This is a genomic window from Nonomuraea roseola (genome assembly GCF_039535395.1).
In the GTDB taxonomy this organism is placed as follows: domain Bacteria; phylum Actinomycetota; class Actinomycetes; order Streptosporangiales; family Streptosporangiaceae; genus Nonomuraea; species Nonomuraea roseola.
The window spans coordinates 3592544-3608897 of the sequence record NZ_BAAAXC010000015.1 but is presented as its reverse complement, the minus strand read 5'-3'; the positions used below and the strand labels follow the sequence as shown (position 1 = coordinate 3608897).

Below are 16354 nucleotides of genomic sequence, written 5' to 3'. Positions count from 1 at the left end.
CGTCTAACACTTGCTCAACCATCACGATGACGAGGAGTGTTGGGGTGGTACGTCGACGAAGTTCCAGGCGGCGGGGGTACGTTTAGAGCAAAGCACTGTGAGCGGCCGCGGTTGGGGTCATCGAAAGGTTCGAGACCAGGCGGAGCACCAGCTGATCGCCTATAAGTTGATGCGGGGCATTCTCGGGATGATCTTGCGCTTTCTAGAGATCCGTTCAGGCGTTTGCACAGGTCAACAACTATGAGGTTTAACCATCAGCGCCGCTCTCCTAAAGCGGGTGTCGCATGTTCGAATCATGCCGGGGGCACACAGTTGATCAGGCATTCCGGCATCTGACCTGCGACTTCTCAGTCGCAGGTCTTTTGCTTGCTAGGCCACCGAGAGCAGCGGAATGCAGCCGTAGGCCAGTGATCGCGAACCATACGCGAACCGATCTTGAGGCTATTGGCCCAGGTCACCAGCCCTTCTATGTCGGCGCATAGCTAGGCCGTAACGATCGCTCGCGGTGGCTGAGCATCGTACGGGGCCGGGGCGATCGCCGCCGCAGGGCCTCCTTCGTCGGCCCCACGGCATTGGTGACCGTGGCTGACGACGGGTGTTATCCGTCGCTTGGCATGAGCATGAAACGTCACTGGGATCGAGCACGTTGGGGACCGAAAGCGACACGATCGTGAGTATGACGAGGTGTTCGGCATCGTGGCCCTCGCCTGCCCGCGGGCACGCAGTGCTGGCTGATCGATCGTGCCCAGTGCTGGAAAAGGCGATGTCGTCCTCATCTGCCGATGACAGCGCCGCCCTCCGGGGACTGCGACGATGGTGGCGGGCCGGCGGTCGTCAACTCCGCGGGAACATTTGTCCAAGACTGATAGTCGACCGCCCGTACATAGTCTCCGCATGAGTAAGTACGACATTGAGCACTCGCATGGGATGCACGTGGTCCATGACGGCCCGCGGCAGGCGCCGCCGTTGTTGCTCATCCACGGATCGGGGGCCTCGGGCGGCTTCTGGAGCCCGGTGGTCCCGGCACTGGCCGGCCACCATAACGTCATCCGGGTCGACCTCCCGGGCTGCGGCCAGTCCCCGCCCGCGCCGTCGTACGACGTGCCTGCGCAGGCGGGCCAGGTGGCGGCGCTGCTGGATGACCTCGGCCTTCGTCACGTCGCCGCGGTCGGGCACTCCAGCGGCGGCTACGTCGCCACCGCGCTTGCCGAACAACGTCCCGACCTCGTGGGTTCGCTTGCACTGATCAGTAGCGGCCCACGTCCGGATGCGCTCCTTCGGCAGCCGTTCATCCTTCGGGTCCTGTTGGCCCCGCCTTTGGGCCCGCTCCTGTGGTCGAGGCGCTCGGATGCGATGATCCGCAGAGGGATCAGCGCGATGGCCGCTCGCCCGGTGGACCTCCCGGACGACGTGGTCGCCGACGTACGGGGCATCACCTACCGCGTGATGAGGACGGTGCTGCGCCGGAATACCGCGTACATCGCCGAGCGGAGCGTGCCCGAGCGTCTCGCCGCCCTCGAGGTCCCCGTGCTGGTGATCTTCGGCGCTGCCGACCCCCGTTGGGAGCCGTCGTCGGCGCACCAGTACGACGCGGTGCCGAACGCGCGGGTCGAGCTGCTGCCCGGCGTCGGGCACCTACCCATGTTGGAAGCGCCCGAGACGACCAGCAAACTGCTGCTGAGCTTCACGGCACCGGGCCGCTGACAGCCCACCCTTGATCCCTGAGGCCTAGACTGGTCACGTGTTGTCGACCGGGACGCCACCTGACCGAGCGTGGGTGGACGTCGCAGTCCCACGCCCGTCGGTTCGGCTGCCGGGGGTGAGCATGGCCGGGTTCCGCCATCGTGCCCCGGCCTTTGTGGACATCGCCATGGTCGCGTACCCGTCCGTCACCCTGCTCGTCGATCTGAGCGAGGGAGAAGGCGTCGTCTACGAAACCCATGGCCGGCACGAGCGCGGCAGTGTCGTCGTCGGGCTCCTCCCCGGCGATCTTCGGGCAACTGGCTGGGGAGTCGGCGAGTGCCTCCAGATCCGGCTGGAGCCGGTCGCGGCGGCTGCGTTGTTCGGCGCATCGACCGAGCTCAGCGGGATGGTGGTAGCCCTTGAGGATGTCTGGGGCCGCGACGCCGGGCGAGCCGAGGACAGGCTGCGCGCCGCCGCGTCGTGGGACGAACGGTTCACGATCGCGGTGGACATCCTCGGCCGACGGCTGGGCGCCCACCCACCGGTCGATCCGCAGGTCGCCTACACCTGGCGGCGGACGCTCACCAGCCGGGGGCGGGTGCGGGTAGACGGCTTGGCGGACGAGGTCGGCTGGAGCCGCAAGCGCCTGTGGTCCCGCTTCCGGTCCCAGCTCGGCATCACGCCCAAACGCGCCGCCCGACTGGTGCGCTTCGACCACGCCGCCCACCTTCTCGCGGCGGGTCACGCCGCCGCCCGCGTTGCCACCGAGAGCGGCTACGTCGACCAGTCCCACCTCCACCGCGAGGTCACGACGTTTGCCGGGCTCACGCCCACGGCCCTGGCCGTGGCGCCGTGGCTCGCGATCGACGACGTTGCGTGGCCGGCTTCATCGCCAACCCAGCGCCCTGCGAAGGGTGGCGAACGCATCCCCGACCTTCGTTGAACAGCTTGCCTACACGATGCGGCTGCCACGCGCTGCGCTGACTGAGAAACCCGCCGCGTCAGGGCAGTTTCGTCAAAGTCCCCGAGGAAGGTTCGCCGGTCGTGGCTGCATCTCGAGAACTTCCTGCCCGGCACCTGCCGTGAGGAGTGTGATGCCGACGACGGGGCGCGACTCCTCCAGACGCTGGCCGCCATGACGAGCATCACGGCGTCAGCACGAGCATGGCCGAAGATTATCGGTCAGAACATATCACCGTGTTCATACTCATCGGCAGTGACGTTCTGTGCTCATAGCCAGTGACGCCTAACACGACGGGCTCCGGTCCTCGCTGCCCACGATCGTGGCCGTTCCTCGTCGCCGGTCAAGGTCGTACGTCCTCGCTACGCTCCGGGCGCTCCACCTTGACCAGCTCCTCAGCCCGGCGATTGAGGTTGCTGCCGAGGAGCGGAAGGAAATGGTCAGACAGGAAAACTCGCGCTATCAGCCACCCACCTGCGAAGGCCAGCCGACTGGGCGATAACGGCGTAGCGCTCGAACTGCGCGGACCTCGTCTCTCCGAATTCCGCCCACGACCTCGGGCGCTCTCCACGGCGTGACTCATCATGGCTATCGTGACCGAGGAACCTCTCACCGGTGGCAACAACGCCCTGGAAGTCGTCCGGGTCGGTGACACGGTGCGCCGCGCCCGTGATGTGGGTGCGGCGTTCGCCGCCCAGGTCCTGGCGCACCTTGAGTCAGTGGGCTACTCCCACGCACCGCGCCACCTCGGCATCGACAACGCGGACGGGACATCCTCACCTTCATCCCCGGCAATACCACCGACCACCCCATACAGCGAGCACCCGACGCCTACACAGCTGGCGGCCGGATGCTGCGTGAACTGCATGAGGCAACCGCCGGACACGCCCTGGCCGAAAACCATGACTGCGTCATCCACGGAGATCCCGGACCGTTCAACACGATCTTCCAGGAAGGCCTACCGATCGCCTTCATCGACTGGTCTTCCAGCCGCCCCGGCGACCGACTCGACGACTTGGGCTACATGGCCTGGACCTGGTGCATCCAGTCCCAGGGCCAAGTACCGATCACCGAGCAAGCCCGGCATCTGCGAGAAATACGCGACGGTTACGGCGCCATCGAACCGCAGCATCTCCTCGATGCCATAGTGCGCAGGCAGACCTGCATCGCCGACATCGAGGCAGCGAACCTCACCAACCCCAAGCTCACGCCCACCCGCCGCCGCCACGCCAAAGCAGCCATCGCCTGGGCCACAGCCGATCGCGAACTCGTCCATCAGCACGAGACGCTCCTGCTATCGGCACTGCAGCAATGACGGGTTTCACCGTTTGGGTTGCTGCAAGCAGAGGGCCCGGCGGTGAGGCCGGGGCTGAGGTGGGCGAGGATCAGCTATTCGCGAGCGTCGTTGATCTTTCCGTTGATGTGGTCCTGCTGGCCGTCAATGCACTTGGCGTAGACGCGCAGCAGGACGTCCACGCTGTGACCAGCGCGCTTGGCGACCTCGGGAGCCGGGACGCCCGCGTTCAGCCAGAGCGAGACGGCAGCGCCCGCAGGTCGTACGGCCGGGCGGCCAAGGATGAAGCGACCTGAGCGGGCGTGAAGGCCAACCTGCGGGCTTCCTGCCAGACGTAGGAGTAGGCGGAGCTTGAGTAGGAACCGCCGGTCTCGGTGCGGAAGAGCCTGCCGTCCTTGGCGACGCCGTACGCCTCGATGTACTCGCGGAGAATGGCCACCAGGACCGGAGGAATCGGGATCTCTCTCGTCTCCTTGTCGGCCCGATGCTTGAGCCGACGCGACTCGTGGGTCTCGCCGCTGTCGGTCCAGCGCTTGGTGCTCTGGGGCCGGGCTCGCTCCAGGATGATCAGTCCCCATCCCGACTCGGGCAGCGTGCAGTTCTTCTCCCGTAGATCCGCCGCTTCCTCGGGGCGGAGGGCCGCGTAGTAGACGCAGGCGAACAGTGCCTTGAGCCGGGCACCGCGTTTGCGTCCCACCTTGGGGACAGCATCGAGGAGCTGCCGGGCTTGGGTCGGGTTGACGACTGTTCGAGGGTCAACGACGGTTACGGCCTTGGGCGAGGTCCACTTGATCTCATCGAGCGGGTTCGTCATGAAGAGCTTCTGTTCTACGGCCTGCCCCAGGAGGTGATGCAGAACGGCACGCTTCCTGCGAACGGTGTTGGCCCCGGCGGTCTTGCCCTCGAAGGTCACCGCGATGGCGTCGAGGGCCAGGCGCAGCGTGGCCGCCTCGCCCAAGGCCGACATGGGCAGGGAGGCCTTCTCCAGCCAGGCGAGAGCCGCGGCTTGCTCGCGGGGCAGCTCTGTCCGCCTGTCTTCGGGCAGCAGCGCGTGAGAACGCAGCGCTTGCCGTACGTCTTCCGCATCGGGACGGCCCGGCAGGTCGGCCACGAGAGCGGGCACCAGCGTGAGCAGCGCGTAGGCGTCTGTCTCGCGGGTGCGGGCCGCTGAGGTGCGCCAGCGGCTCATGACATAGGACTGCGCGAACTCCAAGAAGGTGGGGCCAGCTGGTTCAGGCTCCAACATCGACAGCGGGAGGCCGGTGGCCAGGTCGAACGCCTCTCCTCGCTTCGCGGCTTGCCGGAGATCGGACAGGAACGAGTCGGCCAGGCCCTTGGTGCGGAAGGTCTTGCTCTTGGGCTTGCGCGCCACCGTCCAGCGAACAAGGAACGCCGAGGTCTTCCGGTCAGTGCGGCGCTGGATCTCCCAGAACTTCACGTCATAGGTGGTGTTCATGCGATCCCCCGGCGGGAGTCGAGCCAGGACACGAGATCGCTGCGCCAGACGCGAAGCTCATGGTTCGGAAGTTGGATGCAGACAGGCGCGTTCCCAAGTTCGCGCCAGCGGTAGAAGGTGCGGCGGGAGACCCCGCCCAGCTCGTCGAGGACCTGAGCGACGGTGAGCAGCTCGTCACGACGACTCATCGGACACCACCGCCCACATCCGGAAGACGGGTGCCGGTCAGCGCGGCAGCGAGGGGCTGATCACCCGCGGAGCGGCCCTTTCCTGCGTAGGTCCATTCGCTGATCACGAGGACGGTGTCCTCGTCGAAGAGTGGGAGGCGTCCGGTGGTGATCTCGTGGTCGCGGGCGTGGTCTTCGCGGGCGGCGCGGAGGGCGCCGAGGGTGGTGGAGTAGCGGCGGGATCGGGTGGAGAAGTGGCCGCGGAAGCCGAGCATGTGCGCCCACTGGGCCAGCCGGAGGTCGGCCAGGTTCTCGATGGCACCGAGGCGTAGGCATTCGGCGATGAGGCGTTTGGCGTGGTCGCGGAGGTTGAAGGCGTCGAGGTTGTCGAGCGGGTTGATGCGGCGGCCGAGGGTGCCGACGCATTCGGCGGCTTTGGTGGCGTACTTGGCGATGTAGCCGGCCACGGCTTGTTCGGTGAGGTCGCCGTCCAGGGTGATGGGGCGGATGTCGAGCTGGGCGCCCCACTTGAAGAGCCGGGCCGGGGCGTCGTCGAGGGCGGGGACGAGGGCGCTGACCACGGTTGCGGCGCCCGAGCGCGTGACCATGGCGTTCATCTGCGACAGCGCGGCCTGGATCACCGCCCACAGCGGGGGCTGTATCGTCAGCAACGTCCGGCCGGTGTTCATCCTCAACGCCAACGACAAAAAGAACAACAAGTACGTTGTGAGAGAGTCAGCGTCCCACCTCATCAAGGCCCTCTACCAACCTGGCAGCACCGAACCTGATAAGGGGACCGCCAAGCGGATTCCCGGAAAGTTCGATCCGGCGAACAGTGGATGCGGCTCCAGTCCCGGCAAACCGAGCGGCTGCCTTCATCGAACCCGGTTGAGCTCTACGATCGATGGGAATCGTGCGGTGGCGATCCCCATGTGCCGGACTGTCTACGGGAGCTACAAGAGCCCGGACAGCTGCGACGAGTTCCCCTTCGCATCTACGCGCGAGGGAGCGGCCAGCACGAGCAATCAGTACTCCGTCGAGTTGATCGACGTGAAGGACAACTGTTCTTCAGGATCGCGGCTGGGGGTCTGGTACAGGCGGAACCGGATCAGGGAAGGCTCGCCGTTCGCAGTGGACGTTATTCCGTTCGGTCAGACCCGGCCGATCAGCGGCGCGCCCGGCGTGGTCGTGACGGATCCCCTGCCCGATGAAGCCGATTACTTCGACCGCTGCACGATTGATGGCGTCGGCGAATTCGTCGGCCCGATCCAGCCCTAATCCATCTGATCGGGGTCGGGGCGGGAAATCCGCCCCGACCCCGCCCTATCCCTTGTACAAGGAAAGACGATGTCCGACCTCTTCGCCTCCTATGTCACTACACGCGATCTATTCCCCGATCAGGGATCGATCACCTGGGGCAGCGTCGCCGAGACGGAGGCCCTCGTAGAACTCCTGGGAAGCCCCGCCCGAGAGATCTCCGGCGCTACCGTGGATGACGTGTCCGCCGCCGTCATGGACCTTTCCGGCGACGAGGCAATCGTGCTCATCTCTCAGCGGGGCGGGTGGACAGTCCTCTTCGAGCCGGCCCCTTGCTGCGGCTTCGATCCACGCGCTCTCCAACAACTCTCCGCAGCAGGCGCTGCTCTAAATGTGAGTTGGACCGTGAATCACGACGTGTGGATCACCTACGCGTCCGGCGGCCAAATCGTCGCGAAGTTCGACCCGCTCGACCTTGCAGGCGTCCAGCCGAAATCTGGGGAGGAATGGCTGCAGGGACTCCCCGTAACCCCCTCTCAGTGGGCGGCCGATTGGATGGCGGCATGCCTGGCACTCGGCGAGCACCTCTCCTCGATCCACCTCGACGCGAACTGGTTGCGAGCCGGCCACCAGGCCATCATTATTCGCCGGAGCCCCGTAGTCACCACTGCGGCCTCGCACCTCGACCTTGAAGACGACGAACTCGCCGCTGCCCAGCAGGACCCCCGGGTTGCGGCTGTGATCGCCGAACCCACGACCGACAAACTTCCCCTTATCACCGAACTCATCGCGCGGATCGCGGTCTCCTCGGCGAGCCTGCCCGGACAAGCCCTGGTTGACCGGACGTTTCAGTTGATCATGGCGGGCCACGACAATCGCAGCGACTCGGCGGAGGTGCGCAGTCAACTCCGTATCTGGAGCAACGATCTCACTAAGCAGGCAAACGCGGCCTTCGCGTCATCCGGAGCATCGGGACACGCGCTTCCCGGCCGCGAGACCGCCCACGGACGCCTGCTGCTGCAGCGAGCGGCAGTAGAAACCCTGGTAAAGGCGCTGACGGACGACGATCCGGCCTATGTCGCCTACAAGACTGCCAGCCAAGCCCAGGCGACCCACCCGAACACAGCCAATGGCGACGCCGGGCGTCTACGGGCTCTACTGCTGGCGGCGTATCACATTTACGACCAAGGATAAGTGCGGGATGCCTGCGAGCCGTATGCGAGATGATCAAGAAATGCCCGGTGCCCTCATCGCGTATTCCCGCAGGTCAGGTCTTATGCTCGCATTTCGCAACAGCCGCTCTCCCAAAGCGGGTGTCGCATGTTCGAATCATGCCGGGGGCACTGGATCGACCAGGCAAAATAGCATCTGACCTGCGGCTTCTTAGTCGCAGGTCTGCTTTCTGAGCAGCCGTAGGCCACGTGATGCCGTCGTATGTCAGCGGTTGTGGGATATATGCAGGATGGACCAAGGCCCGTTTCCGCAGGTCGTGCCGTGGATCGCGCCCAATCAGCATCGGCCCTCTGGGGAAGTATTGGGGACGGGTCTGCTCTATCTGGGCATGGTTCAATCCTCGGGTTCACGCTGCGAGGGGACTGTGACATGGGCTATGAGCTGCGGGCGGTCATCGCGGACGCGCGGTTACTCCAGGAGGTTAACCTCTTTGACGCCGTCACCGATCGCGAGGCCGAGAAGCATGCTGACTTCTGGGGCATGCCGTGTGGATTCGATCGCCTTCTCGCCCGCTGGTCACGCCACAGGCCGATCGCCTACGTCGAGGCGGAATACTTCGGTGGAGTTGGCGAGCAGAGCGCGGCCGTCTGGGAGCGCGAGCGCATATCTCTCGGACCGCTGAAGGTAGGCGAGCGTGAGTCCTCCCCCGTTGAAGGTAGTCCTGTCTCCCAAGCACTTCGGAGCATTGGCGTCCGTCGGCGTTGGGCGCACGACGAGTTCGACGCGGTCGGCCTCGGACAACATCGACACATCGAGGACTGGATTTCCTGAGCACAATCGGGGCCGCCCGTCCGCGGTGCCGCGATCGTAGCCTTCCCTCGTCGCCGCTCAAGGTCAGACGGCCTCCCGCCGCGTAGAGATCACCAGCAGCACGTCCACGGCGATGGCTACGTCAAGCCCACTCAGTGACGCGGAAGACCGAGAGCATGTCGTGCCGACGAGGATCCGCCTGGTCGTTGTACGGGTAGAAGGAAGCCTCGACGCCGACCCAGCCACGCCACCTGGCCTTGTCATCGATGATCTGCAGCAACGGGTATACATGAGAGTTGCCCTTGTAACACTGGCTGCCCTTCGCCAGGCAGCTGCACCAGTGCCAGTGCGTGTCACGGCGATCCTTGCCGGTCACCTGCTGGATGTAGTTCTGCAGGCTTTGGTCTTTGTCGTACGGCGCCGCGCACTTGCAGTTGCTCGTCGATGCGGTCTTGTAGGTCAGGCACCAGGTCGAGTCGGTGCATCGAATGTACTGGCCCATGTTCCAGTTCCTGTCGACGTACGCGATGCTCCCCTTGGTCGCGCGGTGATAGGTCATGGTCAGCGGCGCGTCATGCCCGAGCACCGCCTCCATCGGCCGCCGCACGGTCAGCCCGGCGTTGCTGCCGTAGCCGTAACCGTGGGTGAACTTACGGGCGTACTTGGACGTCAGGCGCGCGTACGTACCGTCAGGCGCGGTTTCGACCCACCATTCCTCGGTGCGCCACGCGGTCTGGTCCCAGGCGATGTTGACGTATTGACGTCCAGAGGCATCGGCGTGCAGCGTGAAAGACCCCGCTCTGACCTCTGTCGCGGGGGTGAGGAACCCTTTAACGGTGTTGATGTCGCACGGCCTTACGGTGGTCGACGTGCCGGAGCACCTTCCACCGGGAACGGTGCCCGTGCCGACGCGGGGGGCCGGTGCGGTCTGGCTCCAGGCCCAGGTGTCGCTACGTACCCGGCCGTTGGAGGTGAAGCTGTAGGTGCCCAGGCGCACCCAGTTGCTCCCGGATGCTTCGTGCAGTGATCCGAAGGAGACGACGTAGTTCGCCTTCTCTCCAGGAAGTGCGGCGGCGCTTGCCGGAGTTGCCGGGCCGAACAGCGCCGCTACCAGTAACAGCACACCGCCGATATAGCGAATCATGAGCTTGGTTCCCTTGGTGGCGATCATCGAGGCGGGAACTGTACCGTCCGGTGGTATAGCGAAGGTATGCCGTTCATGGCTCCCGGGTTTCGCCGCGCCGCCGCTTGTTCTTGGCAGCCTGCTTCTTGATCCAGCGGTCGCGGGCCAGGCACTTGAGACAGCGGGCCTGTCCCTCGTCGAGCTGGGCGCGGCCCTCGCAGGTGGGGGGCCGGGTAGATCTCGTTGGTCACGGTGATCACCTCTCCTTCCGGTTGCTGTTGTTGCTTGCAGATCGAGGATGCGACGGAGAGTCAGGACGAGATCACTACACGACGGGGCATGTTCAAGACGTCCGGCCTACGCTGGCCACGTTCCCGAGACGTCCCCCGGAGCAGGTGAGATGGCGAACGAACGGCTACGCGCGGCCCTGTTGTCCAAAGGCATCGACATCGAGCAGCTGACCGAAGCGATCCAGGTCGCTCCCAAGACCGCTGAGCGGTGGGTTACGCAGGGGCGTCAGCCGTACCGAAGCTGCGGCCGCCTTCCTCGGGACGGACGAGGGTTACCTGTGGCCGCAGGCGTTGACGCGTGAGCAGGTGGCGTCGGCGTCGGAGAGCGAGATCATCACCGTTCACCCGCACCGCTGGGCTGTACGCCGTGACGTCTGGGGACGTCTGTTCGCTGAGGCGTCGGAGGAGATCGGGATCCTCGTCTACAGCGGCACCTTCATTCACGACGACCACGGGCTGATGCGAGTGCTGTCCGACAAGGCCCGCGCCGATGTCCGGGTCCGGATTCTGCTTGGTGACCCGGATTGCCCCAATGTGGTCCAGCGCGGCCGGGATGAGGGTGTGGGCGACTCGCAGGTTGAGCGTTGTAGGAACGCCATCCACTGGTACAGCAGCAAGCTCGTTCCGGCCGGGGCCGAGATTCGGCTGCATCAGACAGTGCTGTACAACTCCATCTACCACTCCGACGATCAACTGCTGGTCAACACCCACGCCTACGGCCAGCCAGCCGGCGACGCCCCCGTTCTGCGTCTGCGTCGGGTGGCCGGGGGCGACTGGTCGGCGATCTCGAAGTGCCCGGCGCAGCAGGCGTTCTCCGCGATGGACCGGTAGGCGTTGACCTCCTGGCGGTGCCGGGGCCGGTCACCGGTCCGCCGCCGGATGTCGCCGGTCAGCGCGGGTCGCCCAAGCAGCTCAGGGACATCGCGACCTTCCCGAGCACGAAGACCTCGGCGACCGGGTCGCCGATGGCGGGTACGGTCTCCAGCGCGCGGTCCAGCCAGCGGGCATGCTCGGCCACCGGCACCGAGGGATCCATCGGCCGCCCGAGCGCCGCCATCACCCAGGCCGCTAGGTCCGGACGCTCACCGAGGTCCTCGACCGCGGCCGCGAGGGAACGCCGCTGCACGGCGGGATCGCCGCCGGAGCGGGTGGCGTCGGGGCGCGGCCTCTGCGTGAGCATGACGCTCACGATCCGCACAACGATCCGATTCCGCGCTAGTCCCGGGCTATCCAGGCGCTAACGGTCTCTCCGACGATCGGCGCATGACAAATCTGATTGATAGGGCGCTGGCGTACGTCCTGCGGGAACACCAGGCGTCGGCCGCCAACTGCCGGTACGAGTACAGGTGCCCGCTCGCCGGAGGCTGGTACCGGCGGCGGTGCTGCTCCTCTCCTGGCGGGGTGGAGAACTGCTACAGCTGGGTGCGCATCGGTTCCGTCTGCGCGACACCCTGACAGACAAGCGCTCGCGCTCATCGGAGGAGCCCGGTCGCCTCGAGTTCCGGGCAGCTCACGGTCTTGGTTGCCGGGACGCGGCCGCAGGCCGGTGGAAAGCGCAGTCCCGTTGGGCCGGGCCGGCGATCGCGGCAGCCACCTGTTGATCGTCTTCGACGATCTGTTCAAAGAGAGATACGGGAGCGTGTGTGATGGAGCTTCTTGCCGCGGCCGTTGTCGTGGTCGGCCTGCTGTCGATGGCGAATCTGCTGCTGATGGTCGGCGTGATCCGTCGTCTTCGCAAGTTGGCCACGCAGTCCGAGTTCGGTTCGCCGATGATGGACGGCCTTCTCGTCGGCGAGAGGATGCCCGAGTTCGCGGCGATGACCACTGCCGGCGAGCCGGTCACGCACGAGCTCGTGAGCGGCCCCGCGCTCATCGCCTTCTTCTCCCCAGGCTGCCCGCCCTGTGAGGAGTTGCTGCCGCGGTTCATCGCACGAGCCCGCACGTCGTCAAGTCAGGCTTTCGCCGTGGTCGTCGCCGATCCCGGCGAGGACGTCGCCGAGAAGGTCGAGCGACTGCGTGAAGTGGCGAGAGTCGTGGTCGAGCCGCCGATGGGGGACCTGCAGAGGGCTTTCAAGGTCCAGGGGTACCCGACCGTCTACGTGATCGACGCCGACGGCACGGTCGCGGGCACCAACCTGGACGCGCAGGTCCTGGTGGAATCATGATCCAGTCCGTGGAGGCAGCCGCCGTCGGGTGCACCGCCGTTCTCATCGCGGTGATCGTATGGCTGCGCCGTACGTACTCGGTCATCCGTGTGGACGGCTACAGCATGGAGCCATCCCTCATCGACGGCGATCGGCTCCTGGCCCGCCGGGCGACCCCGTCGGCACTGCGACGCGGTCAGATCGCCGTGGTGCTCAGCCCGCTGCCGATGGGCGGCCCGTTCCTCATCAAGCGCATCGTCGCACTGCCCGGCGATCCCGTCCCCCAAGCCGTGCGACCGCTCGTATCCGATGCCCATGTGCCCGACGGGCAACTCATCCTGATCGGCGACAACACCGACGCGAGCTTCGACTCCCGCGACCACGGCTACTTCCCCGTCGCCGACATTCGCGCCATCGCCCTACGGAAACTGACCCCCGCCGGAGTCCCCGGCGGAATGGAGAGCGATTCCGCAGGAATTTCATGTCAGAAATCGAACCGGCAACATAGAGAGGAATCAACAAATGATGCGCTCCATCGCGAACATCGGAGATCGTCTACTCGCATTGCTCGTTCCTGAGCACCGCGCTGCGGCGGACGATTGCATCACGGAGTACCGCTGCGGTCCGTACGCCTGCACCAAGTACATGGACTACAAGGTCAGAAAGCAGGTCAGGAGGAACTGCTGGAAGGCCGGCGCGGGGCCGTGGAGGAACACGAACTACTGCTGCTACATCTGAGTATGTGAGAAGCGGAGCGGTGCTACCGGCGCGCTAGCACCGGGCTAGCAGGCCCGGCGAACATCTGTGGACATGTCCCATGTGCTGGTGGCGAGCCAAGTCCTGCTCGCCGTGATCTTCGTCGTCTCCGCGTTCTCGAAGCTGCGCAGCCGTACCGCACTGAGGTCCTTCGCCGCCACCCTGGGCATGCTGCCCGGCCCGGCCCGGTTGCCGGCCGCCGCGGCGACCGCGGCTGCGGAGGTCGCCGCGGCGGCCACCATGATGGTGTTCCCGCCCATCGGGCTGGCCGTCAGCGGGATGCTGTTGATCGCTTTCTCCCTGTGGATCGCCGTTTCCCTTCGCGGAGGCCGGCGCGAGCCATGCCAGTGTTTCGGCGCGTCCGCGACACCGCTCGGGCCGGTGCATCTGATCCGCAACGGGCTCCTGCTGCTCGTCGTCGCGCTGGGGTGGGCGACGCTGATGTTCCCCGGCGACCCGGTGACCGTGGCCGGTCTCGCTCTGGCGGTGCCGGTCGGACTGGCCGGCGCCGCCCTCTTGATCATCTTCGACGACATCGCCGATCTGTTCATGGAAATCTCGGGGAGTTCGTGATGCCCAACATGACCTCGGCCACGTCGCCCGCCACGGTCAGCGCATGATCGGACTGGCGAGGACGGCCACCGGGGTCGCCCTTCGCGCGGCCCCGGGACTGATGGCGGTCTACGTCCTGATCATGCTTGTCGAGGCGATCGCACCGATCGCGGTGGCGTGGCTGACCAAGCTGGTGGTCGACTCCCTGACGGGACAGGGATCGGGAGCCGAGCTGAGCACCCTCGCGGTGGGGTTGGCCGGCGCGGGCGTGCTGATGGCGGCGCTGCCGCAGCTGCTGCAGTACCTCAGCAGCGAGATGGGCAGGGTGTTCATCGCCCACACCACCGCACAGCTGTTCTCCGCGACGCTGCGGTTCGCCGGATTGCGACGGTTTGAGGACCCCAATTTCCACGACCGGCTGCGGCTGGCACAGAACAGCCTGTCGACGGGGCAGGAGATCGTCACCGGATCCCTCGGGGTGGTGAGCGCGATGATCACACTGGCTGGGATGGTCGGCTCCCTCCTGATGATCAGTCCGGTTCTCACCGGGATCGTGCTGGCCACCGGCGCTCCCGCGCTGGTGGCACAGTTACGGCTGTCGCGTCGCCGCGCCGCCATGATGTGGGACATCGGCCCGGCCGAACGACGCCAGATGTTCTACGGCGACCTGCTCGCCACGGTGGCGGCGGCCAAGGAGATCCGCCTGTTCAACAGCGGACGTTTCCTGCGAAGCCGCATGATGACCGAACTCCGCACGTCCAACGCCGCACGCCGCCGGATGGACATCAAGGAACTGTCCGTCGAGGGACTGCTGACGCTGCTGGGCGCCGTGGTCGCGGGCGGCGGGCTGACCTGGGCCGTCATCGCCGCAGGCTCCGGAGTGTTGAGCGTCGGCGACGTGTCCCTGCTGATCGCCGCCATGGCCGCGGTCCAGGCCTCCCTCAACGGTCTGATCTCCGGTATCGCCGCCCTTCACCAGGATCTCCTCATGTTCGGCCACTACGTGGCGGTGACCTCGGCCGAACCAGACCTCCCCATCGCCGCCGAGCCCGTGCCACTGCCGCGTCTCGAACACGGGATCCAGCTGACGAACGTGTGGTTCCGCTACAGCGAGGATCACCCGTGGATCCTGCGTGGCCTGAACCTGTTCATCCCCGCCGCCGCGGCGGTCGCCGTCGTCGGCCTGAATGGCGCCGGCAAGTCCACGCTGGTCAAGCTCCTGTGCCGGTTCTACGACCCGCAGCACGGAAGCATCACGTGGGATGGCGTCGACATCCGTGACGTACATCCCGACGATCTACGGCACCGCATCACCGGGGTGTTCCAGGACTACATGACCTATGACATGTCCGCGGCTGACAACATCTCCATCGGCTTCGTCCCCGCCCGCGAGGATGAGAGCCGGATCCGTGCGGCCGCGCACGAGGCCGGAATCCACGACAAGCTCTCCGCTCTTCCCCGCGGATACGACACCCTGCTCACGCGCACGTTCTTCGGCGAAGAGGACAAGGACGACCCCGAGACGGGTGTCGTACTCAGCGGCGGGCAGTGGCAGCGCACGGCCCTGGCCCGCGCGATGTTCCGCGGCCATCGCGATCTCGTGATCCTCGACGAGCCCTCCGCCGGGCTGGACCCGGAGGCCGAGGCCGACCTGCATGCCCGGACCCGACGCCGGCGCCACGGCGTTGCGAGCCTGCTCATCTCCCACCGGCTCAACACCGTTCGCGACGCCGATCTCATCGTCGTCCTGGAGCATGGCGCCATCCGGGAATCCGGAACGCACGACGCCCTCATGGCCGCCCGCGGCCCCTACGCGCGGCTCTTCACCCTCCAGGCCACCGGATACCGCGAGCCGGAGCAGACGGCGGCCCGGTGATGCGGGAGCTCCCCCCTAGCGCTGGCCGCTCGAAAGGAGCGGGCTGGCAGGGTGCCCGTGAAGGATGTCCTGGTAAAGCAGCTGCACTTCGGCATTCGGCCGAATACCGAGTTCTTCGTCGAGGATCCGGTAGAGCCTCCGGTACGCGGCGAGCGCTTCCATGCGGCGGCCTCCAGAATTCAGCGCCCGCATCACCATGATCCACAGGGTCTCCCTGAACGGGTGGGCGGCGATGAACTGCTCCAGTTCCGGAACGACGTGGATACCGCGACCGAGCCGCAGCTCCGCCTCCAGGCACATCTCATGGGTGTTCAGGCAGATCCCTTCCAGCCTGCGGCGTTCCTGGCGGACGAGCTCGACATCCACATCGGCCAGCAACGGCCCGCGCCACCTCCCGAGTGCTTCTCGCAGGCATTTGGCCGCCCCGCCGGGGTCTCCCGCGGCCAAGGCTTCGGCGCCGGCGGCGGTGAGATCCTCGAATGTCCTGAGGTCGACGACGCCGTCCGGCACGGTCAACAGATATCCGGAGCCCTGGGTCTGAAGCTCGACGCCTCGCGCGACGAGAGGGGCGATCGCCTGCCGGAGGCGGTAGACATAGGTCTGCAGGCTCGTCTTGGCCGTGGCCGGCGGACCGGCTGCCCACAGCTCCGACGTGAGAAGGTCGAAGGTGACCACCCGATTCGGTCTCAGCAGAAGCACGGCCAGGATGGCCCGCTGCTTGGCGGCCTGAATAGGGATCTCTCGCGCGGAATCCATCACCTGTAGCGGCCCCAGCAATGAGAACATCCACTCGCCTCCAGGCGTTTCGAGAA

At 66.2% G+C, this 16354-nt stretch carries 18 protein-coding genes and 1 tRNA gene; 13 read left to right on the top strand and 6 right to left on the bottom strand.

Translation table 11 applies throughout. The features are described from left to right. Positions 1 to 894 precede the first annotated feature (894 nt). The 3 genes from ABFX55_RS40530 (at position 895) to ABFX55_RS40520 (ending at position 3959) form a co-directional block, all read left to right on the top strand. Positions 895 to 1704, top strand: coding sequence for an alpha/beta fold hydrolase (locus tag ABFX55_RS40530; RefSeq protein WP_346128662.1), 810 nt, complete (start codon positions 895 to 897; stop codon positions 1702 to 1704). A 121-nt stretch (positions 1705 to 1825) separates the two neighbouring features. Beyond that, a complete protein-coding gene (locus ABFX55_RS40525; protein WP_346128660.1) occupies positions 1826 to 2626 on the top strand; it encodes a helix-turn-helix domain-containing protein in 801 nt (266 codons plus the stop codon). Positions 2627 to 3416: 790 nt separating this feature from the next. Next, the gene (locus ABFX55_RS40520; protein WP_487047410.1) at positions 3417 to 3959 is read left to right on the top strand and encodes a phosphotransferase family protein; all 543 of its coding nucleotides are present in this window, start codon (positions 3417 to 3419) and stop codon (positions 3957 to 3959) included. 208 nt (positions 3960 to 4167) lie between these two features. Here the strand turns inward: ABFX55_RS40520 and ABFX55_RS40515 are convergent, their stop codons facing one another. From ABFX55_RS40515 to ABFX55_RS40505, 3 genes are read right to left on the bottom strand one after another with little or no spacing between them, the layout of a single operon-like run. Next, complete coding sequence (locus tag ABFX55_RS40515; protein ID WP_346128659.1) at positions 4168 to 5394, bottom strand: site-specific integrase; 1227 nt, start codon at positions 5392 to 5394, stop codon at positions 4168 to 4170. Then, the gene (locus ABFX55_RS40510; RefSeq protein ID WP_346128657.1) at positions 5391 to 5582 is read right to left on the bottom strand and encodes a helix-turn-helix transcriptional regulator; all 192 of its coding nucleotides are present in this window, start codon (positions 5580 to 5582) and stop codon (positions 5391 to 5393) included. The genes ABFX55_RS40515 and ABFX55_RS40510 overlap by 4 nt, the downstream gene beginning before the upstream one ends. After that, positions 5579 to 6250 (bottom strand): replication initiator, encoded by a 672-nt coding sequence (locus ABFX55_RS40505; protein WP_346128655.1) that lies wholly within the window; start codon positions 6248 to 6250, stop codon positions 5579 to 5581. Before ABFX55_RS40505 ends, ABFX55_RS40510 begins: the two co-directional genes overlap by 4 nt. Between ABFX55_RS40505 and ABFX55_RS40500 the strand changes: the two genes are divergently transcribed. The 4 genes from ABFX55_RS40500 to ABFX55_RS40485 all read left to right on the top strand — a co-directional run bounded on the left by ABFX55_RS40500 (position 6243) and on the right by ABFX55_RS40485 (position 8822). Next, positions 6243 to 6839 carry a NucA/NucB deoxyribonuclease domain-containing protein gene (locus tag ABFX55_RS40500; RefSeq protein ID WP_346128654.1) on the top strand — a complete coding sequence of 199 codons (597 nt, stop codon included), beginning with the start codon at positions 6243 to 6245 and terminating at the stop codon, positions 6837 to 6839. The two genes, ABFX55_RS40505 and ABFX55_RS40500, sit on opposite strands and share 8 nt — an antisense overlap. 69 nt (positions 6840 to 6908) lie before the next feature. Then, positions 6909 to 8012, top strand: a complete 1104-nt coding sequence (locus tag ABFX55_RS40495; RefSeq protein ID WP_346128652.1) for a DUF6461 domain-containing protein — start codon at positions 6909 to 6911, stop codon at positions 8010 to 8012. A 49-nt stretch (positions 8013 to 8061) separates the two neighbouring features. Then, a tRNA-Gly gene (locus ABFX55_RS40490) sits at positions 8062 to 8161 on the top strand. A gap of 259 nt (positions 8162 to 8420) precedes the next feature. Continuing rightward, complete coding sequence (locus ABFX55_RS40485; protein ID WP_346128650.1) at positions 8421 to 8822, top strand: hypothetical protein; 402 nt, start codon at positions 8421 to 8423, stop codon at positions 8820 to 8822. Between the two features lie 121 nt (positions 8823 to 8943). Here ABFX55_RS40485 and ABFX55_RS40480 read toward each other — a convergent pair whose 3' ends face one another. Further along, complete coding sequence (locus tag ABFX55_RS40480) at positions 8944 to 9972, bottom strand: hypothetical protein (RefSeq protein WP_346128648.1); 1029 nt, start codon at positions 9970 to 9972, stop codon at positions 8944 to 8946. Between the two features lie 533 nt (positions 9973 to 10505). Between ABFX55_RS40480 and ABFX55_RS40475 the strand changes: the two genes are divergently transcribed. After that, on the top strand, positions 10506 to 11045 hold the full coding sequence (locus ABFX55_RS40475) for a hypothetical protein (protein ID WP_346128646.1): 540 nt from the start codon (positions 10506 to 10508) through the stop codon (positions 11043 to 11045). Between the two features lie 58 nt (positions 11046 to 11103). Here the strand turns inward: ABFX55_RS40475 and ABFX55_RS40470 are convergent, their stop codons facing one another. Further along, the gene (locus ABFX55_RS40470) at positions 11104 to 11394 is read right to left on the bottom strand and encodes a hypothetical protein (protein ID WP_346128645.1); all 291 of its coding nucleotides are present in this window, start codon (positions 11392 to 11394) and stop codon (positions 11104 to 11106) included. An 83-nt stretch (positions 11395 to 11477) separates the two neighbouring features. Here ABFX55_RS40470 and ABFX55_RS40465 point away from each other — a divergent pair, with 83 nt between their 5' ends. The 5 genes from ABFX55_RS40465 (at position 11478) to ABFX55_RS40445 (ending at position 15542) form a co-directional block, all read left to right on the top strand. Continuing rightward, a complete protein-coding gene (locus tag ABFX55_RS40465; protein ID WP_346128644.1) occupies positions 11478 to 11669 on the top strand; it encodes a hypothetical protein in 192 nt (63 codons plus the stop codon). Positions 11670 to 11860: 191 nt separating this feature from the next. After that, positions 11861 to 12379, top strand: coding sequence for a TlpA family protein disulfide reductase (locus tag ABFX55_RS40460; RefSeq protein ID WP_346131389.1), 519 nt, complete (start codon positions 11861 to 11863; stop codon positions 12377 to 12379). Continuing rightward, the gene (locus ABFX55_RS40455) at positions 12376 to 12936 is read left to right on the top strand and encodes a S26 family signal peptidase (protein WP_346128642.1); all 561 of its coding nucleotides are present in this window, start codon (positions 12376 to 12378) and stop codon (positions 12934 to 12936) included. Before ABFX55_RS40460 ends, ABFX55_RS40455 begins: the two co-directional genes overlap by 4 nt. 232 nt (positions 12937 to 13168) lie before the next feature. Next, positions 13169 to 13687 carry a MauE/DoxX family redox-associated membrane protein gene (locus ABFX55_RS40450; protein ID WP_346128640.1) on the top strand — a complete coding sequence of 173 codons (519 nt, stop codon included), beginning with the start codon at positions 13169 to 13171 and terminating at the stop codon, positions 13685 to 13687. Positions 13688 to 13730: 43 nt separating this feature from the next. After that, entirely contained in the window at positions 13731 to 15542 is a 1812-nt protein-coding gene (locus ABFX55_RS40445) for an ABC transporter ATP-binding protein (RefSeq protein WP_346128638.1), read from the top strand. Positions 15543 to 15557: 15 nt separating this feature from the next. Here ABFX55_RS40445 and ABFX55_RS40440 read toward each other — a convergent pair whose 3' ends face one another. After that, positions 15558 to 16328, bottom strand: a complete 771-nt coding sequence (locus ABFX55_RS40440) for an AfsR/SARP family transcriptional regulator (protein WP_346128636.1) — start codon at positions 16326 to 16328, stop codon at positions 15558 to 15560. Positions 16329 to 16354 lie beyond the last annotated feature (26 nt).